The sequence below is a fragment of the Stenotrophomonas sp. SMYL89 genome, assembly GCF_036319985.1.
Lineage (GTDB): Bacteria > Pseudomonadota > Gammaproteobacteria > Xanthomonadales > Xanthomonadaceae > Stenotrophomonas > Stenotrophomonas maltophilia_Q.
Window position 1 is genome coordinate 121128 of record NZ_JAWIRW010000002.1, and the last position, 23654, is coordinate 144781.

Sequence of the window (23654 nt, forward strand, 5' to 3'; positions counted from 1 at the left end):
ATGCCAGGATTTTGCGCCGCAGTGCACAAAACACTATGGCCTGACGCCGCATGCGCGTAGAATCGCCCGCGATTTCCACGCACCCGAGGTCCCCATGTCCAAGCTCGCCTATCGCCGCATCCTTCTGAAACTGTCCGGGGAGGCGCTGATGGGAGATGAGGACTACGGCATCGACCCGAAGATCATCAACCGCCTGGCCCGTGAGGTCATCGAAGCCCAGCAGGCCGGTGCCGAAGTGGCGCTGGTGATCGGCGGCGGCAACATCTTCCGCGGCGCCGGCCTGGCCGCCGGTGGCATGGACCGGGTCACCGGCGACCAGATGGGCATGCTGGCCACCGTCATCAACGCCCTGGCCATGCAGGACGCGCTGGAGAAGCTCGGCGCCAAGGCGCGCGTGATGAGCGCTATCAAGATCAACGACGTGTGCGAGGACTACATCCGCCGCCGCGCCATCCGCCACCTGGAAAAGGGACGCCTGGTGATTTTCGCCGCCGGCGTCGGCAGCCCCTTCTTCACCACAGACTCCGGTGCCGCCCTGCGCGCGATCGAGATCGGCGCCGACCTGCTGCTGAAGGCCACCAAGGTCGATGGCGTGTACGACAAGGACCCGAACAAGCACAGCGATGCGGTCCGCTTCGACAGCCTGAGCTACGACGAAGTGATCCGCCGCGGCCTGGAAGTGATGGATACCGCCGCCTTCGCACTGGCCCGCGACAGCGACCTGCCGATGCGCGTGTTCGACATGGGCCAGCCGGGCGAGCTGCTGAAGATCCTCAACGGCGAGAACATCGGCACCCTGGTCCAGGGCCGCGATCCGGCCTGAGCCTGAGCGGGCGGCGACAACCGGGCCGATTCAGGCCCGGCAGCGTCCCGTATTCGCCTATAATCGCCCGATTCCAGATACATCCAGGACCGGGCGATGCTCAACGACATCAAGAACAACGCGCAGACGCGCATGGCCAAGAGCATCGACGCTCTGAAGCACACCCTCACCTCCATCCGGACCGGGCGTGCCACGCCGGCCCTGCTGGACCGCGTGACGGTCAATGCCTACGGCAACGCCAGCACCCCGCTGAACCAGGTTGCCTCGATCTCCAATGCCGACGCGCACTCGCTGCTGGTCACCCCGTTCGACAAGGGCATGATCAAGGAGATCGAAAAGGGTCTCTACAACGCCGAGTTCACTCCGAACACGCTCGGCACCGCGATCCGCATCAACATGCCGCCGCCGACCGAAGAGCGCCGCAAGGAGCTGGCCAAGCAGGTGCAGAAGGAAGGCGAAGGCGCCAAGATCGCGATCCGCAACATCCGTCAGGACGCGAACAAGGAAATCGCCAAGCTGGTCAAGGACAAAGCGATCAGCGAAGACGAAAAGAAGCGCGGCGAAGACGACATCCAGAAGCTGACCGACGCCAACATCAAGGACGTCGACAAGGTCGTCGCCGACAAGGAAAAAGAACTGCTGTCGGTCTGAAGTCGATGCCTTCAGTCCCGCCTCCGTTGCCGGCCGCCCTGCCCCGCCACGTTGCCATCATCATGGATGGCAACGGGCGTTGGGCACAGCAGCGCCGCCGCCCGCGCGTGATCGGCCACCGCGCCGGCGCGCGCGCGGTCAACCGCACCATCGAGCGCTGCCTTGAACTGGGCATTCCGGCGCTTACCCTGTTCGCGTTTTCCAGCGAGAACTGGGGCCGGCCGCAGGAAGAAGTCGACGCCCTGATGAAGCTGTTCCTCGGCGCGCTCGACCGCGAAGTGGACGAGCTGCACCGGCGTGGCGTGCGCGTACGCTTCATCGGCGAACGCGAGCGCTTCGGTGCCGGACTGGTCAGCCGCATGCAGCTGGCCGAGCAGCGCACCGCCGACAACACCACCCTGACCCTGTCGATCGCCGCCAGTTACGGCGGTCGCCAGGACATCGCCCGTGCCGCGCGCGCGCTGGCCACTGAAGTCGCCGCAGGTCGCCTGCTGCCCGAACAGATCGACGAATCGCTGCTGGGCAGCCAGGTCGCCCTGGCCGACCTGCCGCCGCCGGATCTGTTCATCCGCACCGGTGGCGACACCCGCATCAGCAACTTCCTGCTGTGGCAGCTGGCCTACACCGAGCTGTGGTTCACCGAGGCGCTGTGGCCGGACTTCGATGCCGCCCTGCTGCAGCAGGCGTTGGATGCCTATGGCAGCCGCGAGCGTCGTTTCGGCCTGACCAGCGCCCAGATCGCCGCACTGGCCACCGAGACCTCCAGCCCATGACCAAGACCCGAGTCCTCGCCGCGCTGATCATGGCGCCGGTCGCCATTGCTGCGATCCTGCTGCTGCCCACGCAATGGCTGGCCGCCGCCGCCGCCGCCGTGCTGCTGATCGGCCTGTGGGAATGGCTGAAGCTGGCCGGCATCGAAGACACCCTCGCCCGCACCGTGCTGCTGGTGCTGAACCTGCTGCTGATGGTGCTGCTGGTGTGGGCCGATGGCAGCACGCTGGTACTGTTCCAGATCACCACATTGGCGGGTGTCGCCTGGTGGCTGGCGGCGCTGGTCTGGCTGCGCTTCTTCAACTTCGGCGCACAGCCCACGGCCCCCTCGCGGATCGTGAAGATGCTGGCCGGCACCCTGGCCATCGTCCCGGCCTGGGCAGCACTGGTGCTGATCCATGCCGGCGGTGACCCGCCGGGCAAGCAGGGTCACCTGTGGCTGCTGGCGGCACTGGCACTGGTCTGGGCAGCCGATTCGGGTGCCTATTTCGCCGGTCGTCACTTCGGCAAGCACAAGCTGGCCCCGCGCATCAGCCCCAACAAGACCTGGGAAGGCCTGTTCGGCGGCCTGCTGGCCGGTGTCGCCGTCGCCGTCGGCCTTGGTTGGCTGGCCGGCGTCGACGTCGCCCACCTGCCGGGCCTGCTGATCACCTCGGTGGTGGCGGTATTCGCGTCGGTGCTGGGTGATCTGTTCGAAAGCCTGATCAAGCGTCACGCCGGTGCCAAGGACTCGGGCCACCTGATCCCGGGCCATGGTGGCGTGCTCGACCGCGTCGACGGCGTCCTCGCCGCCGTGCCGGTGTTCGCGCTGGGCAAGGAAATCTTCGGGTTCTGACCATGAATGCTGTCGCAGACCTGCGCCGGGTCGCCGTATACGGCGCCACCGGCTCGATCGGTGCCTCCACGCTGGACGTGATCGCCCGCCACCCGCAGCGCTACCAGGCCACGGTGCTGGCCGCCGGCCGCCAGGTGCAGGCGCTGCTGGCGCTGTGCCGCCAGCACAAGCCCGCGCACGCGGTCATCGCCGATGAAGCGCTGTTCACCGAACTGCGCGACGGCCTGCGCGATGCCGGGCTGTCCACCGAGGCCCACGCCGGGCATGCCGCACTGGACCAGCTGGCAGCAAGCGATGCCTGCGACACCGTCGTCGCAGCCATTGTCGGTGCTGCCGGGCTGTCCTCGACCCTCGCCGCCGCTGCGGCCGGCAAGCGCATCCTTCTGGCCAACAAGGAATCGCTGGTACTGGCCGGCGAACTGCTGACCCGCACCGCCGAGCGCGCCGGCGCCGAGATCATTCCGATCGACAGCGAGCACAGCGCGATCTTCCAGTGCCTGCGTTCGCGCGACGCCAGCATCGACGGCGCCGGCGTGCGCCGGATCCTGCTGACCGCGTCGGGTGGCCCGTTCCGCGGCCGCAGCCGCGCCGAGCTGGCCAAGGTCACCCCCGCCCAGGCCGTGGCCCACCCGAAGTGGTCGATGGGCCCGAAGATCTCGGTCGATTCGGCGACGTTGATGAACAAGGGCCTTGAAGTGATCGAGGCCCACCACCTGTTCGCGGTGCCCGGCGAGCGCATCGAGGTACTGGTGCACCCGCAGAGCCTGGTGCATTCGCTGGTCGAGTTCGTCGACGGCTCGACCCTGGCCCAGATGGGCCTGCCGGACATGCGCACCACCCTGGCGGTCGGCCTGGGCTGGCCGCAGCGCATCGAATCCGGCGTGTCCGGACTGGACCTGCTGGCGCAGGGCCGGCTGGATTTCGAGGCCCCCGACACCGACGCCTTCCCCTGCCTGGCGCTGGCCTGGCAGGCGATGCAGGCCGGCGGTACCGCCCCGGCGGTGCTGAACGCCGCCAACGAAGAGGCGGTTTCAGCATTTCTTCAGGGCCGGATCGGTTTCCTGACCATCCCGGAGCTGGTTGCTAACGCTCTTTCAACACTGCCGACCCAGCCAGCCGATACACTGGAGGTCCTGTTGTCCGCCGACCAGCGGGCACGCCAGCTCACCCTGAACGCCATCGACGCCGCCTGAACGACCGCCTCGCCCAGCATGACGCCGCCGCCCCTGCCCGCCACTGTGAGCCTGCATGACTGACTTCATCGGATCGGTCTGGTGGATGATTGTCAGCCTCGGGCTGCTGGTCACGTTCCACGAGTTCGGGCATTACTGGGTCGGCCGCCTCTGTGGGGTCAAGATCCTGCGCTTCTCGGTCGGCTTCGGTCGCCCGCTGTGGTCGCGCCGCGACAAGCACGGTACCGAGTTCGCCATTGCCGCCATCCCGCTGGGTGGCTACGTGAAGTTCCTCGACGAACGTGAGGTCGAAGTCCATCCCCACGAGCGTGGCCAGGCCTTCAACCACAAGACCGTGTGGCAGCGCATCGCCATTGTTGCTGCAGGGCCGATCGCCAATCTGCTGCTGTGCATCCTGCTGCTGTGGGCGATGTTCGTGATCGGCAAGCAGGACTACTCGCCGACGATCGGCCGGGTTGACGGCATCGCCGCCAGTGCCGGCCTGGCCAGCGGTGACCGCGTTCTGCGGGTGGATGACCGCCAGGTCGCCACCCTGGGCGAGGCCAGCATGGCGCTGACCGCCGCCGCCATGGATCGCCGCGACGTCAAGCTTGAAGTACTCGACCCTGCGGACCAGGTGCGCGTGCGCACCCTGCCGCTGTCGCAGCTGCCCGCCGGTTTCGATGAACGACGGGTGCCGATCCTTGCCGGTCTGTATTGGCAGTCGTGGCTGCAGCCTGCGCTGGTCGACTCGCTCACCGCCGATTCGGTGGTCACCGGGCTGCTGCAGCCGGGCGACCTGATCGTCGCGATCGACGGCCAGCGCATCGACAGCGTCGACCAGGTGATCGGCCAGATCCAGGCCCTCGGCCGTGCCGGAGGCCCCGGCATGATCGAGGTCCTGCGCGGCGGTGAACGGCTGGCACTGGAAGTCACGCCCCGCCAGGGCAAGGATGGCAAGGGCAACCCGGTCTGGCAGATCGGCGTCGGCTTCCCCACCACCTACAGCCCCTCCTACGACACCCTGCTGCGCTATGGGCCGCTGGATGCCGTGACCGTCGCCGTACGTGAAACCGGCCGGCTTGCCGCCGATTCGCTGGGCATGATGGGCCGCATCGTCACCGGCAAAGCCTCGCTGCAGAACGTTTCCGGGCCCGTCACCATCGCCCGCGTGGCCAATGTCTCGGCCAAACGCGGCCTCGACTGGTTCCTGCAGTTCCTTGCCCTGCTGTCACTCAGCCTGTGCATCATCAACCTGTTGCCGATCCCGATCTTGGACGGCGGACACCTGCTGTATTACCTTATCGAGTTGGTCAAGGGCAGCCCGCTGAGCGAGCGCGCCATCGCCGCCGGCCAATACATCGGCCTGGCGTTGCTGGCCGGGCTGATGGGGTTGGCGTTCTACAACGACATCCTCGGCCTGGTCCCGCGATGAACTTTTCCACGTTGTTGCCGTCTACAGCGTCGGCATCCCGCACCAATGAAATCGACCTTCCTACCGGACGTGACATGACGCGACTCCCCAATCGCCGCCTGCTGGCCCTCGCCCTCGCCGCCGTCACCGGCGCTCCCGCCCTGGCCCAGGCAGCCGAGCCCTTCACTGTCAGCGACATCCGCGTCGATGGCCTGCAGCGCATCAGCTCGGGCACGGTGTTCACCTACCTGCCGGTGGAACGTGGCGAGACGATCACCGACAACAAGGTCGGCGAGACCATCCGCGCCCTGTACAAGACCGGCTTCTTCGAAGACGTGCAGCTGGACCGCCAGGGCAGCATCCTGGTGGTGACCGTCAAGGAACGCCCGGCGATCAACAAGCTGACCGTGACCGGCAACAAGGACATCAAGTCCGAGCAGCTGCTCAAGGGCCTGTCCGACATCGGCCTGACCGAGGGTGGCACCTTCGACCGCCTGAGCCTGGACCGCGTGACCCAGGAACTGCGCCGCCAGTACAACGACCGCGGCAAGTACACCGTCGAGATCACCCCGACCGTGAGCCCGCTGGACCGCAACCGCGTCGACATCGCGATCGCCATCAAGGAAGGCAAGGCGGCCAAGATCCGCCACGTCAACCTGGTCGGCACCGAGAAGTTCGAGAGCAAGGACATCCTGGAGACCTGGGAGTCCAAGGAGCACAACTGGGCGTCGTGGTACCGCCGTGACGACCAGTACTCCAAGGAAAAGCTGTCCGGCGACCTGGAAAAGCTCAACTCCTGGTACCTGGACCGCGGCTACGTCGACTTCAGCATCGATTCCACCCAGGTCTCGATCAGCCCCGACAAGCGCGACATGTTCCTCACCGCGGGCGTGACCGAGGGTGCGCAGTACAAGATCTCCGAGATCAAGGTCAGCGGCGACACCATCCTCCCGCAGGAGGACGTCGAGCGCATGGTGATCCAGAAGTCCGGCGACACGTTCTCGCGTGCCCTGCTGGAATTCAGCTCTGACACCATCACCAACTCGCTGTCCAACATCGGCTATGCGTTCGCCAAGGTGAACCCGATCCCGACCACCAACCGCGCCGACCAGACCGTGGCCATCAACATGCAGGTCGTTCCGGGCCCGCGCGTGTCGGTGCGCCGCATCCTGTTCCGTGGCAACACCCGCACTTCCGACGAAGTGATGCGTCGCGAAATGCGCCAGTTCGAGAACAGCTGGTACTCGCAGGCCGCGATCGACCGCTCCAAGATCCGCCTGCAGCGCCTGGGCTACTTCGAGTCGGTGGACGTCGAGACCCCGGCCGTCAGCGGCAGCAACGACCAGGTCGACGTCGTCTACAACGTCAAGGAAACCACCTCCGGCAGCTTCGTGTTCGGCCTGGGCTACTCCCAGTCCTACGGCATGACCACTTCGGTGCAGCTGTCGCAGAACAACTTCCTCGGCGGCGGCAACCGCGTGTCGGTCGAAGCCTCGCGCAGCAGCTACCTGCAGCGCTACGGCTTCAGCTACACCAACCCGTACTTCACCGATGACGGCGTGTCGCTGGGCTACAACCTGTCCTGGCGTGAACTGGACTACTCCGACTTCAACACCGCGCAGTACAACAGCACCAATGGCTCGGCGCAGGTGGTGTTCGGCGTGCCGCTGACCGAGACCGATACCGTCTCGCTGATGTTCGGCATCGACAGCAACCAGATCACGACCTACCAGGGCTCGACCCCGCAGTCGATCATCGATTACATCAACGTGCTGGGCAGCAGGACGTTCCATGCCTGGCGCACGGAGCTGGGTTGGGCGCGTGACTCGCGCAACGACTACTTCATGCCGACCCGCGGCACCTATCAGCGTGTTGGCCTGGAAACCACGCTGCCGGGCTCGACCATCGAGTACTACAAGCTGAACTACCAGATCAGCAAGTACTGGCCGATCATGCCGTCGCTGGTGATCAACACCCGCGCCGAGATCGGCTACGGCGACAGCTACGGCAGTGACAAGACCGCAATGGTGCCAGACGAGAACGGCAACCTGCGCTCGGTCACCGCCAAGGGGCTGCCGTTCTACGAGAACTTCTACGCCGGTGGTACCAACTCCGTGCGCGGCTTCGAGGACAACACCCTCGGCCCGCGCGAAGTAACCCGCGGTTATCCGGAAGGCCAGCCGCTGGGCGGTTCGCTGAAGACCGTCGGTTCGGTCGAAGCCTACTTCCCGCGTTTGTTCGACAGCCCGTCGGCCCGCGTGTCGGCCTTCGTCGACTTCGGCAACGTCTACAACGGCGCCGATAACTTCAAGGCCAACGAACTGCGTGTCTCCACCGGTGTGGCCCTGCTGTGGCGCGCCCCGGTCGGACCGATCTCGATCAGCTACGCCTTCCCACTGAAAAAGGAAGACGGCGACAAGATCGAGCGCCTGCAGTTCACCTTCGGCGGGCAGTTCTGACGAACCGCCCTGCGGTTCATCAGAACTGCACGCGCATCCCTCCTATCCCCCGCGCCGTCGGCGCGCCCCCCTTAACAAAGGGGGGCTCTCCACCAGACGGAGCGCGAAGCGCCGGGCACTGCCCGGCGTTTTCGTTTGGCCCGGATGCCGGAAACGCCCGCTCTGCTTTTGATCTTTTCTGTTTTTCCGTGGCTGGCACTCGCGCCACGCCGTCCGACCCAGCCCATGACACTGGCTCTGCCGGCCGCGAGGGGCCCTGCCGTTGGCTGCATATGCCCCCCGCATGACCGCAATGGCGTCACACGTTAAACTCCCGCCGTGAATACTCCCACCTACACCGCCCAGCAACTCGCCGAGCAGTTCGGCCTGCAGGTCCATGGCGACCCCGCCACCGCCATCCATGGCGTGGCCACCCTCGCCCATGCCGGTCCTGGCCAGCTGACCTTCCTCGCCAACCCCCGCTACCGCGCCCAGCTGGCCGACAGCCAGGCCGCGCTGGTCGTGCTGCGTGCCGACGACGCCGAGGCCGCCCCCGGCGCCGCGCTCGTGGCCAAGGACCCGTACACGACCTTCGCCAAGATCGCCGCCCTGTTCGACATCGCGCCGACCCGCCCGCCGGGCGTCCACCCCAGCGCCGTCATCGACCCCAGCGCCCAGGTCGCCGCCAGCGCCCACATCGGCCCGTTCGTCTCGATCGGCGCACGCAGCGTGGTCGGTGAGAACTGCATCATCGGCCCGGGCAGCGTGATCGGCGAGGACTGCAGCCTGGACAGCGGCTGCGAGCTGATCGCCCGGGTCACCCTGGTCACCCGGGTCAGGCTCGGCAAGCGCGTGCGCGTCCACCCCGGTGCCGTGCTCGGCGCCGATGGCTTCGGCCTGGCGATGGACGCCGGCAAGTGGATCAAGGTGCCGCAGCTCGGCGGCGTGCGCATCGGCGACGACTGCGAAATCGGCGCCAATACCTGCGTCGACCGCGGTGCGCTGGAAGACACCGTGCTGGACGAGGACGTGCGCCTGGACAACCTGGTGCAGATCGCGCACAACGTGCAGATCGGCGCGCACTCGGCCATCGCCGGCTGCACCGGCATCGCCGGCAGCGCCAAAATCGGCCGCTACTGCCTGCTCGGCGGCCATGTCGGCGTGGTCGGCCACCTCGAGATCTGCGACAAGGTCGTGATCACCGGCAAGTCCGTGGTCCGCAATTCCATCCATGAGCCGGGCGAGTACTCGTCCGGCACCCCGTTGACCGACAACCGCACGTGGCGCAAGAACGCCGCGCGCTTCAAGCAGCTGGACGCATTGGCTCGCCGCGTCCTGGCTGCTGGCAAGGAGAAAGAATGAACGACACGCTGCAGCTTCCTATCGACGTCTGCCAGATCCAGGAACTGCTCCCGCACCGTTACCCGTTCCTGCTGGTGGACCGGGTGCTTGAACTCGACATCGACGCCAAGCGCATCCTGGCGCAGAAGAACGTCAGCATCAACGAGCCGTTCTTCCAGGGCCACTTCCCGGGCCGCCCGATCATGCCCGGCGTGCTGATCATCGAAGCGCTGGCCCAGGCCGGTGGCGTGATGACCCAGCTGACGCTCGGCCGCGATGCGCAGTCCAAGCTGTTCTACATGGTCAAGGTGGAAAACGCCCGCTTCAACAAGCAGGTCGTCCCCGGCGACGTGCTGATGCTGGATGTGCAGATGAAGCGCCTGATCCGCAACATGGGCTGGTACTACGGCGAAGCCAAGGTCAACGGTGAAGTCGTCGCCTCGGCCGAAGTCATGTGCGCCGGTGCCAAGGGCTGATCCACGGGAGGCAGCAATGACTGACAACGCACCACGGATCCACCCGACTGCCGTCATCGATCCGGCCGCGCGCCTGGCCGACGACGTCCAGGTCGGCGCGTTCACCCTGATCGGTGCCGATGTCGAAATCGGTGCCGGCACGGTGGTGGGCCCCCACTGCAGCATCCACGGCCCGACGAAGATCGGCCGTGACAACCGCTTCGTGGGCCACGCGGCGGTCGGCGGCGAGCCGCAGGACAAGAAGTTCGCTGGCGAACGCACCGAACTGGTGATCGGCGATCGCAACGTGTTCCGCGAGTTCGTCACCCTGAACCGTGGCACCGGCGGCGGCGGCGGCATCACCACCATCGGCAACGACAACTGGATGCTGGCCTACACGCACGTGGCGCACGACTGCCATGTCGGCAACTTCTGCGTGTTCTCCAACAACACGACGCTGGCCGGCCACGTGACCGTGGGCGACTACGTGATCATCAGCGGCTTCGCCGGTGCCCACCAGTTCTGCCGCATCGGTGCGCATGCCTTCCTCGGCATGGGCGCGCTGACCAATGGCGACGTACCACCGTTCACCATGGTCGGCACCGATTCGCTTGGCCGCCCGCGCGGTATCAACAGCGAAGGCCTGAAGCGCCGCGGCTTCGATGCCGAGCGCATCTCCGCCATCAAGCGTGCCTACCGCACCCTGTACGTGGCAGGCCTGCCGCTGGCCGAAGCCAAGGTGCAGCTGACCGAACAGGCGCGTGACAGCGATGACGTGAAGGCGATGCTGGACTTCATCGAGCACGCCGAGAGGCCCTTGCTGCGATGAGCAGCGCGACCGGCCAGGCGCCGGCCGGCGCCGCCGTGATTCCGCTGGCCTCGATGGCCGGCAGCGTTCCCGCGCAGCGGGTGCTCAGCGAGCGCCCGTTGCGGATCGCCCTGGTGGCCGGTGAGGCCTCCGGCGATCTGCTCGGTGCGGGCCTGGTGCGCGAACTGAAAGCACGCTTTCCGAATGCCGAATTCGCCGGCATCGGCGGCGATGCCATGCGCAGCGCCGGCTGCCAGACCTGGCACGACGCCAGCGAACTGGCGGTGATGGGCCTGACTGAAGTACTGCGCCACCTGCCACGCCTGTTGAAACTGCGTTCGGCGTTCCGCCAGCGTGCGCTGGAATGGCAGCCGGACGTGTTCATCGGCATCGACGCGCCCGACTTCAACCTGGGCATCGAGCGCTGGCTGAAGCAGCGCGGCGTGCGCACCGTGCACTACGTCAGCCCCTCGGTCTGGGCCTGGCGCGAGAAGCGGGCGGAGAAGATCGGCAGCAGCGCCGACCTGGTGCTGTGCCTGTTCCCGATGGAACCGCCGATCTATGCCAAACACGGCATCGACGCGCACTTCGTCGGCCACCCGATGGCCGATGACATTCCGCTGCAGGGCAACCGCGAGGAGGCCCGTGCCGCGCTTGGCCTGCCGACCTCGGCCAAGGTACTGGCAGTGTTGCCAGGCAGCCGCCTGGGCGAGATTTCGCGCCTGGGCGAACCGTTCTTCGAGGCCGCCTGGCAGGTCTCCGAACGCATCCCCGGCCTGCACGTGGTGGTGCCCGCGGCCAACCCGGCCTGCAAGCGCCTGATCGAAGAGCAGCTGTCGCGCTCAGCGCTGCCGGTGGCCTTCTCGCACGTACTCGACGGTGAGGCACGCAACGCGATGATCGCCGCCGATGTGGTGGTGCTGGCATCGGGCACCGCGACGCTGGAGGCGATGCTGGTCAAGCGGCCGATGGTGGTCGGTTACCGCGTCAACGAGCTGACCTACCGCCTGGTCAAGGCGCTGGGCCTGATCAAGGTCGACCGCTTTGCCCTGCCCAACATCCTGGCGGGCCAGGACCTGGCACCGGAACTGATGCAGCACGACTGCACGCCGGACAAGCTGGCGGCAGCCATCCAGCAGTGGTTCGACCACCCACAGCGGGTGACCGACCTGCAGGACACCTATGCCCGCCTGCACGAGCGCCTGCGCCGCAATGCCTCAGCCCGCGCCGCCGACGCAGTGGGCGAGCTGCTGATGCGCGACCAGGCCCAGGCATGAGCCGCCGCCACGCCGCAGCGGCCAGCCTGGCCCTGTTCGACGGCGCCGCCGTGGTCGAGCCGGAGCGCCTTGTCGCCGGCGTCGACGAAGCCGGGCGTGGTCCGCTGGCCGGACCGGTCGCGGTGGCAGCAGTGGTGTTCGATCCATCCCGGCCGCGCATCAACGGCCTGGACGATTCCAAGCAACTGACCGCGGCCCGCCGCGAGCAGCTGCATGACCGCATCATCGAACGTGCCCTGGCCTGGCACGTGGTGCTGGTGGACGCGGACACCATCGACCGCCTGAACATCTACCAGGCCACCCTGCAGGGCATGCGCGACGTGGTCGCAGCGGTGGCCCACGTGGCCGGCTTCGCCCGCATCGACGGCAACGTCGTGCCCAAGGGTCTGGTGCTGCCGGCGCAGGCCCTGGTCGGGGGTGATGGCATCGACCGTTCGATCATGGCCGCCTCGATCCTGGCCAAGGTCTCGCGCGACCGCTACATGCAGGACGTGCACGCCCGCCACCCCCAGTATGGGTTCGAGCAGCACAAGGGCTATGGCACCCCGGCTCACCTGGCCGCGTTGCGCCAGCACGGCCCCTGCGAGGAGCACCGCCGCAGCTTCGCCCCGGTACGGGAGTGCCTGGAAGCGCCGCAGCCGGTGGCTGCCGACATCGCGATTGCCTGAATCGTCTGAACGGCCGCTGCAACACGTCTGGAGAAGAGTCCCCCTGAGTCAGGGGGACGCGCCGACGGCGCGGGGGTCTGGAAGCATGGTGAGACGGGGCCCGCGGTTCGCCTGCGAACCGTGGGAAGCGATAGCGCGAATGCGATATCGCGTACCGTCAAGAGCTTGTCGCGCCTCCCTGCCCTCGCTACCCTGACCGGGCACTCCAGCGCTTCCCGACCCCGGCGACGATTCCCCCGTCGGCACCCGGGGCCCGCGCGCTCCAACCTGGTCCGGCATGTCCAACTCCCGCTTCGTACATCTCCACGTCCACACCGAGTTCTCGCTGGCGGACTCCACCATCCGTGTGCCGGCCAAGCCGGACCAGGCGGACCCGAAGAAGGCCAAGCAGGCCAACCTGCTGTCGCGCTCGGTCGAACTCGGCCTGCCCGCGCTGGCGGTGACCGACCTCAACAACCTGTTCGCCCTGGTCAAGTTCTACAAGGCCGCCGAAGGCGTGGGCATCAAGCCGATCGCCGGTGCCGACGTGCTGATCGCCGAGGAAGGCCAGGACCCGTGGCGGATGACCCTGCTGTGCCGCGACCGTGAGGGCTACCTGAGCCTGTCGCGGCTGCTGACCCGCGCCTGGATGGAAGGCCATCGTCCGGAAGGCGGTGTGGCCATCCACCCGGACTGGCTGAAGGCCGGCAACGCCAACCTGTTCGCGCTGGCCGGCCGGCAGAGCCTGGCCGGGCGCCTGGCGCTGGACGGCAAGCATGAACTGGCCGAGCAGCAGCTGGCCGACTGGCAGCGCGTGTTTGGCGATGGCCTGCACCTGGAACTGACCCGTACAGGCCGCGAAGGCGAGGAAACCTTCAACCAGTTCGCGCTGATGGCGGCCGGCCAGCGTGGCCTGCCGGTGGTGGCCAGCAACGATGTGCGCTTCCTGTCGCCCACCGATTTCAGCGCGCACGAAGCGCGCGTGTGCATTTCCACCGGCCGCGTGCTGGACGACCCCAAGCGGCCGCGCGAGTACAGCGACCAGCAGTACCTGAAGTCGGCCGAAGAGATGTGCGCACTGTTCGCCGACATCCCCGATGCGATCGACAACACGCTGGCGCTGGCCGAGCGCTGCAACATCGAGATGCGGCTTGGCACCTACTTCCTGCCCAACTACCCGGTGCCCGACGACGAGACCTTGGACACCTGGATCCAGAAGATGTCGCGCGATGGCCTGGAAGAGCGCCTGGAGAAGAATCCGCTGGCGCCCGGCAAGACCCGCGAAGAATACTTCGAGCGCCTGGAATTCGAGCTCAACACCATCATCAAGATGGGCTTCCCGGGCTACTTCCTGATCGTGGCCGACTTCATCCAGTGGGGCAAGAACCAGGGCATCCCGATCGGCCCGGGCCGTGGTTCGGGTGCCGGTTCGCTGGTGGCCTGGGCACTGAAGATCACCGATCTGGACCCGCTGCCGTACAACCTGCTGTTCGAGCGCTTCCTGAACCCGGAACGCGTGTCGATGCCCGACTTCGACATCGACTTCTGCATGGACCGCCGCGACGAGGTGATCGACTACGTCGCGCGCAAGTATGGGCGCGAGCGCGTAAGCCAGATCATCACCTACGGCACCATGGCCGCCAAGGCGGTGGTACGCGACTCCGGCCGCGTGCTCGGTTTCCCCTACGGCCTGGTCGACGGCGTTTCCAAGCTGATCCCGAACATCCTCGGCATCCACCTGAAGGATGCACTGGGCAAGGGCAAAGAAGGCCCCAGCTCGGAAATGGCCTCGCCGGAGCTGATCCAGCGCTACGAGACCGAGGACGATGTCCGCGACCTGATCGACCTGGCGCTGCAGCTGGAGGACCTGACTCGCAACGCCGGCAAGCACGCCGGTGGCGTGGTGATCGGGCCCGAACCGCTGAGCGAGTTCTGCCCGCTGTACGCCGAACACTACGAGAACGGCCTCGGCAAGAACCCGGTCACCCAGTTCGACAAGAACGACGTGGAAGAAGTGGGCCTGGTGAAGTTCGACTTCCTCGGTCTGCGCACGCTGACCATCATCGACTGGGCGGTGAAGGCGATCAACAAGCGCCACGAACGCGCGGGCATTCCGCCGGTGGACATCGCCGCGATTCCGCTCGACGACACGCCCACCTACAAGGACATCTTCGCCAACGGCAATACCGGCGCGGTGTTCCAGTTCGAATCCTCGGGCATGCGCCGCCTGCTGAAGGACGCGCGCCCCGACCGTTTCGAAGACCTCATCGCGCTGGTGTCGCTGTACCGCCCCGGCCCGATGGACCTGATTCCCTCCTTCAACGCGCGTAAGCACGGCCAGGAAGAAATCATCTATCCCGATCCGCGCACCGAAGCGATCCTGAAGGACACCTACGGCATCATGGTGTACCAGGAGCAGGTGATGCAGATGGCGCAGATCGTCGGCGGCTACTCGCTGGGCGGCGCCGACCTGCTGCGCCGTGCGATGGGCAAAAAGGTGCCGGCCGAAATGGCCAAGCACCGCGAGATCTTCCGCGAGGGCGCGGCCAAGGACGGCGTGGACGAGGCCAAGGCCGACGCCATCTTCGACCTGATGGAGAAATTCGCCGGCTACGGCTTCAACAAGTCGCACGCCGCTGCCTATGCGCTGGTCAGCTACCAGACCGCGTGGCTGAAGCGCCATTACCCGGCCGAATTCATGGCCGCGACGCTCTCGTCCGACCTGGACAACACCGACAAGGTGGTCGGCTTCCTCGACGAAGTGCGCAACCTCGGCCTGACCGTGCTGCCGCCGAAGGTGAACCAGTCGGCCTTCATGTTCGAAGCGGTCACCCCGGACACCATCCAGTACGGCCTGGGCGCAATCAAGGGCGTGGGCCAGGGTGCCTGCGAGGCGGTGGTCGAGGAGCGGCTGAAGGGCGGCCCGTTCAAGGACCTGCTCGACTTCTGCACCCGCGTCGGCTCGGCCAAGCTCAACCGGCGCACGCTGGAAGCGATGATCAACTGTGGTGCGCTGGACGAGCTCGGCCGCAACCGTGCCTCGCTGATGCTGCAGCTGCCGGAAGTGATCAAGGCCACCGACCAGATGGCGCGCGAGCGTGCGTCCGGGCAGAACTCGCTGTTCGGCGGCCCTGACCCGAGCGCGACCACGATCCAGCTGGACCTGCCCGAGGCCGAGGAATGGCCGCTGCTGCAGCGCCTGAACGGCGAGCGCGACACGCTGGGCTTCTACCTCAGCGGCCACCCGTTCGATCCCTGGCGTGACGATGTACGCGACCTGGTCGGCAACGACCTGGGTTCGGTGGAGAAGATCTGGAGCGCCAACAGTGGTGGTGGCGGAGGCGGCGAAAAGCGCTGGCGCCCGGAAGTACAAACCGTGCTGGCCGGCCAGGTGGTCGGTGTGCGTCGCAAGGGCGAGAGCCAGATCTTCATCCAGCTGGAAGATGGGCGCGGGCGCGTCGAGTGCAGCGCGTTCTCCGACGCGATGGCCGAGTTCGGCCACCTGATGACCAAGGACCGCATCCTGGTGGTCAAGGGCGGCCTGCGCGAGGACGAGTTCAACGGCGGCTACGCACTGCGCATCCGCCAGTGCTGGGACTTCGATGAAGTCTGCGCCAACTACGCCACGCGGCTGTCGCTGCGCCTGGACCTGCGCCAGCAGCGCCCGGTCTGGGAGCGCGTCAATGCCCTGCTCGACCGCCATCGCCCCGGACGCACCCCCCTGCGCCTGGACCTGCTGCTGAAGGGCCCGCAGGGCGGCGTGGCCGGCATGCTCGACGTGTCCGGGCAGAGCGGGGTGCGCATCGACTCCAAACTGATGGAGGCGCTGCGCGCCGACCCGGCCGTACGCACGCTGAAGGTGCGCTACAGCCCACCGTGGGCCAGCTGAAGCTGGCTCCCCGGTTTTCCTGAACCCCCTGTTTCCCCGTTCCAAGTATCAAGGACGATTGCCGATGAAGACCCTGCTGTTCCCGTTTGCCGCCGCACTGGCCCTGGCCGCCTGCTCGCCGTCGAAGATCGAGTTCCAGATCGACAACCCGACCGACACGCCGCTGGCGCTGAGCATCGATGGCAAGGACCTGCCGGTGGCCGCACAGGGGTCGCGCCCGATCTCGCTCGCCGTCGGTGAGCACCGCCTGCACACCGACAAACTGGGCGACGTGCGCTTCATCGTCTACGTCGATGGTCGCGGTGGCCTGATCAACCCGACCCTGAGCGAGTACGTGGTCGCCCGCGAGATCTACGTCACCGACGAGAGCAAGCTGAAGAACTTCGGCACCGGCAAGGCCGGCATCGAGCTGGGCGGCGTCGACTTCGAAGGCCCGTTCGAGAAGCACCACGAACTGTTCATCGACAAGTCCTGGACCTACGGCGTGCGCGAGCCCTTCCCGAAGGAAAAGGTCGTGGCCCACGTCGACTCCAGCGGCGGCCAGATCGTGGCCAAGGTGTTCACCGCCCCCGACTTCATCGCCTACGTCGAAGAAGGCATGGGCGAGCCCGGCGCGTTCAAGCGCGAACAACCGGCCGGCTACGTGGCCCCGAGCTACAGCCTGGAACCGGCCCCGGCCAGCCTGCCGGCGCTGGTGCCGGCCTTCGAAGCCCACGCCGCGCCGCTGCGCGAGGTCTATGCGCGCTGGCTGAAGGCCACCACCGCTGATGAACAGAAGGCCCTGCGCAAGCAGGACTTCGCCGCGCAGATGGCCTTCACCTCGGCCACCGCCACCCTCGGCAGCGGGCTGGGCCGGGAGGCCAACGAGGCCTACAACGACTTCGTCTCCCAGCGCAGCCAGCTGATGGGCCGCAGCGCCCTGGTGGTGCCCTGAGCTGACTGGCGCCCCCTGCCCGGCTGCGCTACCGTCGCCTTCCAGACGAGGGCGTACGGGTGGTTTGCACGCATTCGGCTAGAATTCCCCTCTTCTTTACACGACGGCTTCCGATGAATCCGAACTACCTCGACTTCGAGCAACCCATCGCCGACCTGGAAGCCAAGATCCAGGAGCTGCGCAACGCCAGTGCCGGGCCTGCGGTCAATGTCGAGGCGGAAGTGCATGCGCTGCAGGACAAGTTGCGCATGCGCACCGCGCAGATCTTCCGCAACCTGACCTCGTGGCAGGTGCTGCAGCTGGCCCGCCACCCGTCGCGTCCGTACACCGCCGACTACATCCGCGTCATGTTCGATGAGTTCCAGGAGCTGGCCGGTGATCGCGCCTTTGCCGACGACAAGGCCATCATGGGCGGCCTGGCCCGTATCAATGGCCGTTCCGTGATGGTGATCGGCCACCAGAAGGGCCGCGACACCAAGGAAAAGATCAAGCGCAACTTCGGCATGCCCAAGCCGGAGGGCTATCGCAAGGCCCTGCGCCTGATGAAGATGGCCGAGCGTTTCGGCCTGCCGGTGCTGACCCTGATCGACACCGCCGGCGCCTGGCCGGGTATCGACGCCGAATCGCGCGGCCAGTCCGAGGCGATCGCACGCAACCTGATCGAGATGGCCGAACTGAAGGTGCCGATCATCTGCACCGTGATCGGTGAAGGCGGCTCCGGCGGCGCGCTGGCGCTGGGCGTGGGCGACCGTACCGTGATGCTGGAGTACGCGGTGTACTCGACCATCACCCCGGAAGGCTGCGCCTCGATCCTGTGGAAGGACGCGGGCAAGGCCAAGGACGCTGCCGAGCAGCTGGGCCTGACCGCCCCGCGCCTGAAGAGCCTGGGCCTGGTGGACAAGGTCGTGCGCGAGCCGACCGGTGGCGCTCACCGCAACCCGACGCAGATGGCCAAGCGCCTGAAGGCCGTACTGCTGAACGAACTGGATGCGCTGGAAAAGCTGACCACCGAGCAGCTGCTGGAGCAGCGCTACGCGCGCCTGCGCAGCTACGGCACGTACGAAGCCGCCTGATTCATCGGCTTGTTACTTTCTTGCTCGTGCAAGAAAGTAACCAAAGAACACGCCGCCGAACGCGAGCCGGTGCCACGCACCGGTTCCCTGCGCTTCTCGGTGAATCAGGGGACGGCGCCGAACTCGCTGCGCTCAGACATCGGCGCCTCTTCGCCCCTGTTTCACCTGCGATGCTCGGCTCGCTCATGGCGGACCTGAACATCAAAAGCCACAGCTGCACCCAGTAGATCCACGCCATGCGTGGATGCTTCTGCTTTGGCGAAGAATCAAGCGAACCCGTAGAGCCAAGCATGGCTCTACGGATAATGGACTGTCAGAACGGCTTGGCCAGCACCAGCCACACGATCGGAATGAACGCCAGCAACGGGATCTCGTTGATCCAGCGCAGCGCGCGCGAAGACGGCAGCGCGCGGCCCTTGGCCACGCCCTTCAGCAGGCGACCGATCCAGATGAAGTACGCCAGCAGCACCACCACCAGCCCCAGTTTGGCATGCAGCCAACCGGCGCCGCCCGGCGCGACCATGGTCGGGAAATCCGGAATGACCCTGTAGCCCAGCCACAACACCAGGCCCAGCAGGAAGGCCAGGCCGAACATCGAGTGACCGAAGCGGTACAGGCGCAGCCCCATCAGTTGCAGGCGCTCGGTCACGGCCGGCTGGCCTGCGGTCTCGGCCAGGTTCACCAGGATGCGCGGCAGGTAGAACACCGTCGCCATCCAGGCCACCACGAACACGATGTGGAAGGTCTTGACCCAGTAGTAGCTCTGCATGCGCTCGCTCCGGCGGCTGGCGTAGGTTGGCAGCCATTCTCGCATGCCGTGGCCGGCCCTCTCCGCGTGCCGCCGCAGCGACGGATCGACGCATGGCGCGCCGCAACGCCGTACGATAGGCGCCGTTTTCCCGACCGCACGACGCCTGCATGGACAAGACCTACGACGCCGCCTACTTCCAGCGCTGGTACCGCCGCGCCGACATCGGCGGCAGCGCCCGCCTGGCGCGCAAGGTGGCCCTGGCCGTGGCCAGCGCCGAGTACTACCTGGAGCGACCGATCCGCAGCGTGCTGGACATCGGCTGCGGCGAAGGTGCCTGGCGCGCACCGCTGCTGAAGCTGCGTCCGAAGGTCGAATACCTCGGCTTCGACAGCAGCGAGTACGCTGTGCGCCGCTACGGCCGCACCCGCAACCTGCACCTCGCCGGCTTCGGCGACTTCGCCTGGCTGCGGCCCTGCGCCCCGGTCGACCTGCTGGTGTGCTCGGACGTGATGCACTACGTGCCCGACCGCGAGCTGCGCGCCGGACTGGCCGGCGTGGCCGAGCTGACCGGCGGCGTGGCCTTCCTGGAGACCTTTGCCGCCGAGGACGAGTTCGACGGCGACCACGAGGGCTTCCAGGCCCGCCCGGCGCGCTGGTACCGCCGGACGCTGGCCCGGCACGGCCTGCTGGCGGTGGGCTCGCACTGCTGGCTGGGCCCCGCCCTGGCAGACGACGCGGCGGCGCTGGAACAGGCGTGAATCCGGATTCATTATTTTCAGCCGACTTAACCTGCGGGACACCCGGATGGGATATGCTGCGCGGCAACATATGACCATACATATTCGGTCGTCATGCTCTATCAACTGCACGAACTGACCCGCAACCTGCTCGCCCCCTGGGTGCACCAGGCCCAGGCCAACGCCAGGTTCTTCGCCAACCCGGGCCACTGGTGGTCGCAGATGCCGGGTGCCGATCGCCTGGCTGCGGTCAACGAGTTGTTCCATCGCATCGGCAAGGATTACGAGAAGCCCGAATGGGGCATCAACGAAATCGATGTCGATGGCGAACGCGTGCCGATCGTCGTGCACGAAGAAGTGAGCAAGCCGTTCTGCAAGCTGCTGCGCTTCAAGCGCCACAGCAATGAAGCCGACCAGCTGCACACCATGCTCAACCAGCCGTTCGTGCTGGTGGTGGCGCCGCTGTCCGGCCACCACGCCACCCTGCTGCGCGATACCGTGCGCACGCTGCTGCGCGACCACCGCGTGTACGTCACCGACTGGGTGGATGCGCGCATGGTGCCGGCCAGCGAAGGCGAATTCGGCCTGGACGATTACATCGCCTACATCCAGGAATTCATCCGCCACCTCGGCGTGGAGCGCCTGCACGTGGTGAGCGTGTGCCAGCCGACCGTACCGGTGCTGGCCGCGGTTTCGCTGATGGCCAGCCGTGGCGAAGCGACGCCGCGCACGCTGGTGATGATGGGTGGCCCGATCGATGCGCGCTGCAGCCCGACCGCAGTGAACAACCTGGCCACGCAGAACCCGCTGTCGTGGTTCGAGAACAACGTCATCCACACCGTGCCGGCCAGCTATCCCGGCGCCGGCCGTCGCGTGTATCCAGGCTTTCTGCAGCATGCCGGCTTTCTGTCGATGAACCCGAGCCGCCACTTCAGTTCGCACTGGGATTTCTACACCGACCTGGTCAAGGGCGACCTGGAAGACGCCGACGCGCACCGTCGTTTCTACGACGAGTACAACGCAGTGCTGGACATGCCCGCCAAGTACTACCTCGATACCATCCGCGTGGTGTTCCAGGACTTCCTGCTGCCGCGTGGCGAGTGGGTGGTCAACGGCGAGAAGGTCGATCCGTCGGCGATCCGCGATACCGCGCTGCTGAGCATCGAAGGCGAGCTGGACGACATCGCCGGCCTCGGCCAGACCGAAGCCGCGCAGGCGCTGTGCACCGGCATCACTGCGGACCGCCGTGAGCATTTCATCGTCGAAGGTGCCGGCCACTACGGCATCTTCAGCGGCCGTCGCTGGCGCGAGGTGGTGTACCCGAAGGTGCGCGACTTTTTCGCCGCGCATGCCGAAGCACCGGCGGCGAAGGCGACGAAGAAGAAGAGCAACGTCACCCCGTTGCGGCGAAAGGCGGGGTAATTCCACCTTGGTCGGTACGCCCTGGTAGATGCCAACCTTGGTTGGCGCTCTACCATGAATCCCGGTGTCTGATGGATCGTGCCAACCAAGGTTGGCACCTACCAAGGCACCGACTCCTGCTTACAACCGCACCAGCAGGTTCTTGGCGATCAGCCCGTGCAGCTTGCCGATGCCACGTGCCAGATGCATCGTCAGCAGCAGCAGCAGCGCGCCCGCCGCAGCAACCGCGATCGCCACCAGCGGCGAGGCCGCCATCGGCAGCACGTTCACGTCGTTGATGTACACGCCGGGGATGTCACCACTGAAGATCGCTGCAACCGGCGCCCAGATCAGGCTCAGCGACAGCGACAGCAACGTCACCGCGATGGTGAAGTAGATCACGCCCAGCGGCAGCATCAGCACGAAGTACAGCAGGGTCAGCCAGGTACGCCCATCGGTGAACATGTCGCCGATGCGCTGCAACCACGTGCGGCTGCGGTCGGTGTAACGCGGACGGCGTGGCATGCGTTCGCCCAGCAGCGCTTCCACCAATCGCCCTTCCAGCAGCGCCAGCCCGCGCACCGAGCCGAAGAACAGCACGGTCAGCGGAATACCGATGATCAGGATCAGCAGGCCCAGCGACAGCGACAGACCGGTCACCACCCAGGTGAAGAAGAAGATGCCGGTGGCCAGCGACAGCAGCATGTAGAACAGCGCGCCGTAGGTATGCGGATCGGTCACCACACCGAAGAAGCGCGCCAGCAGCGAGCGCTGCGCCGGCACCGGCGGCGGTGCAGCCGGCTCGACGCCACTGGCTTCCGCCGCCGCGCGCAGCACCGGTGCGGTATCCGCACGCGGCGTACGCAGCGCGCGGTTCACCGTCACCTCGGTCTCGCGGTAGATCTCGGCCACTTCGTCCGGCGCGCCGTAGCTGCCGGCCACGTCGGCGATCACCTCGGCCTCGCTGCGACCGGGCTGCGCCGCCAGCTCCGAGCGCAGGTACTCCTCGGCGTCGTACAGCGCGTCCTGCACCATCGCCGGGTCTGCGCCGTCCAGCGCCGCGCGCAGCTGCGCCAGGTACTGCGGGATGGTGGTCGGCAGGGCTCGGCCTGCCAGGCTCGGGTCGTTCATTGCGGTACCCCCTCCAACACGGAATCGACGGAATCGCGGGTGGCCTGCCAGGCCTGGCGCCACTGCGCCAACACCTCGCGGCCACGTTCATTGATGCGGTAGTAGCGCCGCGGCGGTCCGCTGCTGGACGGCTCCACATGGCTTTCCAGCAGCCCGGCCCCTTCCAGGTTGCGCAGCACCGGGTACAGCGCGCTCTGCTTGCCGCTCAGCACGCCCTCGCCCACCCGCTCCAGCTCCTTGGCGATCAGGTAGCCATACAGCGGCTCCCCGGCCCGGGCCAGCACCGCCAGCAGGGCCAGCGACACGGTTCCGGCGCTGAGCTCCTTCTGGAACTTCTTCAGGTGGACATCGTCTTCGGACATGACCGGCCCTCCACTACGTTGAAGTCCACAGTAGTGCGAAGTTCGGTATAGTGAATGTGTCGTTAGTCACTCTGCCGGTTGGCGAGGGCCGGATGACCACCTGGCCGGCAGGCCCATTGGCTTGCTTGTCCCTCTGCGAACCGCGGCATACCGTCACCTTCCAACAGCGCAGCGGCTGATCCAGCTCCTGCGAGCACGACGGTCCCGGGAGTATCCACTTATGACTGAGTTTTATTATTGCGACTTCTGGTTTGGCGCAAAGAAGTCCGCCCGAAACATAATCAGTGAATCCGAAGCCAAATCGAGACATGAGAGCCAGGCTCGCTATACGGTTCTCGTTGGCTCCCCCACCACGCCATCAGCGATTGTCGATGTGCTATTGGACAAAGACATGATTGGCGTCGACTTTCTGGATGAACATCTAAGGGAGCGCCTGACGTATCAGTTCCAGCGAGTAGCACCGGACAGGCTGTTCCTGAGCATGGTGGTGCACCGGGAATTCACTGGAAAGAGCGAGAACGTTGCTGAAGGAACCAGCTATATCTTCAACGAAGATGGTCGGCTGACCATAACCAAGGAAAATTTTTCGCCCCATCATCTGGAAGAGTGTTCGACTACACACGACCCAATAGGCAACTACGAGCCTGTTCCTGTCTTCGGCCATTACTCCGGTCTACTTGCAGAAGAAAGATAGACGTTGATGCCAGACCGATTGGATCGGCCAAGAGGCCGTGCGCAGGCTGA

20 protein-coding genes and 1 pseudogene are annotated in these 23654 nt (G+C 66.4%); 18 read left to right on the forward strand and 3 right to left on the reverse strand.

Annotation, left to right across the window (positions count from 1 at the left end):
• Positions 1-94 precede the first annotated feature (94 nt).
• From pyrH to V3B41_RS03355, 15 genes and pseudogenes are all read left to right on the forward strand, one after another.
• Positions 95-823, forward strand: coding sequence for a UMP kinase (gene pyrH, locus V3B41_RS03285; protein ID WP_005408745.1), 729 nt, complete (start codon positions 95-97; stop codon positions 821-823).
• Positions 824-919: 96 nt separating this feature from the next.
• On the forward strand, positions 920-1474 hold the full coding sequence (gene frr, locus V3B41_RS03290) for a ribosome recycling factor (protein ID WP_049427358.1): 555 nt from the start codon (positions 920-922) through the stop codon (positions 1472-1474).
• Between the two features lie 5 nt (positions 1475-1479).
• Positions 1480-2247, forward strand: coding sequence for a polyprenyl diphosphate synthase (uppS, locus tag V3B41_RS03295; RefSeq protein ID WP_049427360.1), 768 nt, complete (start codon positions 1480-1482; stop codon positions 2245-2247).
• On the forward strand, positions 2244-3080 hold the full coding sequence (locus V3B41_RS03300) for a phosphatidate cytidylyltransferase (RefSeq protein WP_100443637.1): 837 nt from the start codon (positions 2244-2246) through the stop codon (positions 3078-3080). Before uppS ends, V3B41_RS03300 begins: the two co-directional genes overlap by 4 nt.
• Positions 3081-3082: 2 nt before the next feature.
• Entirely contained in the window at positions 3083-4273 is a 1191-nt protein-coding gene (locus V3B41_RS03305; protein ID WP_049432378.1) for a 1-deoxy-D-xylulose-5-phosphate reductoisomerase, read from the forward strand.
• Between the two features lie 55 nt (positions 4274-4328).
• Positions 4329-5687, forward strand: coding sequence for an RIP metalloprotease RseP (rseP, locus tag V3B41_RS03310; RefSeq protein ID WP_049432376.1), 1359 nt, complete (start codon positions 4329-4331; stop codon positions 5685-5687).
• Positions 5688-5761: 74 nt separating this feature from the next.
• Positions 5762-8125, forward strand: a complete 2364-nt coding sequence (gene bamA / locus V3B41_RS03315) for an outer membrane protein assembly factor BamA (protein ID WP_329860072.1) — start codon at positions 5762-5764, stop codon at positions 8123-8125.
• A gap of 318 nt (positions 8126-8443) precedes the next feature.
• A complete protein-coding gene (lpxD, locus tag V3B41_RS03320; RefSeq protein WP_197620367.1) occupies positions 8444-9466 on the forward strand; it encodes a UDP-3-O-(3-hydroxymyristoyl)glucosamine N-acyltransferase in 1023 nt (340 codons plus the stop codon).
• Positions 9463-9921, forward strand: a complete 459-nt coding sequence (gene fabZ, locus V3B41_RS03325; protein ID WP_005408737.1) for a 3-hydroxyacyl-ACP dehydratase FabZ — start codon at positions 9463-9465, stop codon at positions 9919-9921. The genes lpxD and fabZ overlap by 4 nt, the downstream gene beginning before the upstream one ends.
• 16 nt (positions 9922-9937) lie before the next feature.
• Positions 9938-10729, forward strand: coding sequence for an acyl-ACP--UDP-N-acetylglucosamine O-acyltransferase (lpxA, locus tag V3B41_RS03330; protein ID WP_049426783.1), 792 nt, complete (start codon positions 9938-9940; stop codon positions 10727-10729).
• Positions 10730-10821: 92 nt separating this feature from the next.
• Positions 10822-11985 (forward strand): annotated as a pseudogene (gene lpxB, locus V3B41_RS03335) (lipid-A-disaccharide synthase); the annotation flags it as partial.
• The gene (locus V3B41_RS03340; protein WP_049426781.1) at positions 11982-12653 is read left to right on the forward strand and encodes a ribonuclease HII; all 672 of its coding nucleotides are present in this window, start codon (positions 11982-11984) and stop codon (positions 12651-12653) included. The pseudogene lpxB and the gene V3B41_RS03340, both read left to right, overlap by 4 nt.
• A 277-nt stretch (positions 12654-12930) precedes the next feature.
• Positions 12931-16521, forward strand: coding sequence for a DNA polymerase III subunit alpha (dnaE, locus tag V3B41_RS03345; protein ID WP_329860076.1), 3591 nt, complete (start codon positions 12931-12933; stop codon positions 16519-16521).
• 64 nt (positions 16522-16585) lie between these two features.
• Entirely contained in the window at positions 16586-17455 is an 870-nt protein-coding gene (locus tag V3B41_RS03350; protein WP_100443640.1) for a hypothetical protein, read from the forward strand.
• Positions 17456-17568: 113 nt separating this feature from the next.
• A complete protein-coding gene (locus V3B41_RS03355) occupies positions 17569-18528 on the forward strand; it encodes an acetyl-CoA carboxylase carboxyltransferase subunit alpha (protein WP_049429544.1) in 960 nt (319 codons plus the stop codon).
• 313 nt (positions 18529-18841) lie between these two features.
• On the opposite strand, the gene V3B41_RS03360 is transcribed toward V3B41_RS03355, so the two are convergent.
• Positions 18842-19297 (reverse strand): CopD family protein, encoded by a 456-nt coding sequence (locus V3B41_RS03360; RefSeq protein ID WP_049426663.1) that lies wholly within the window; start codon positions 19295-19297, stop codon positions 18842-18844.
• 149 nt (positions 19298-19446) lie between these two features.
• On the opposite strand from V3B41_RS03360, the gene V3B41_RS03365 reads away from it, so the two are divergent.
• On the forward strand, positions 19447-20037 hold the full coding sequence (locus V3B41_RS03365; protein WP_329860080.1) for a class I SAM-dependent methyltransferase: 591 nt from the start codon (positions 19447-19449) through the stop codon (positions 20035-20037).
• 93 nt (positions 20038-20130) lie between these two features.
• Complete coding sequence (gene phaZ, locus V3B41_RS03370) at positions 20131-21438, forward strand: polyhydroxyalkanoate depolymerase (RefSeq protein ID WP_049426665.1); 1308 nt, start codon at positions 20131-20133, stop codon at positions 21436-21438.
• 120 nt (positions 21439-21558) lie between these two features.
• Here the strand turns inward: phaZ and V3B41_RS03375 are convergent, their stop codons facing one another.
• The gene (locus V3B41_RS03375) at positions 21559-22548 is read right to left on the reverse strand and encodes a sensor domain-containing protein (protein WP_329860083.1); all 990 of its coding nucleotides are present in this window, start codon (positions 22546-22548) and stop codon (positions 21559-21561) included.
• Positions 22545-22910 (reverse strand): PadR family transcriptional regulator, encoded by a 366-nt coding sequence (locus V3B41_RS03380; protein ID WP_004150914.1) that lies wholly within the window; start codon positions 22908-22910, stop codon positions 22545-22547. The genes V3B41_RS03375 and V3B41_RS03380 overlap by 4 nt, the downstream gene beginning before the upstream one ends.
• A gap of 220 nt (positions 22911-23130) precedes the next feature.
• On the opposite strand from V3B41_RS03380, the gene V3B41_RS03385 reads away from it, so the two are divergent.
• A complete protein-coding gene (locus V3B41_RS03385; protein WP_197601176.1) occupies positions 23131-23604 on the forward strand; it encodes a hypothetical protein in 474 nt (157 codons plus the stop codon).
• Positions 23605-23654 lie beyond the last annotated feature (50 nt).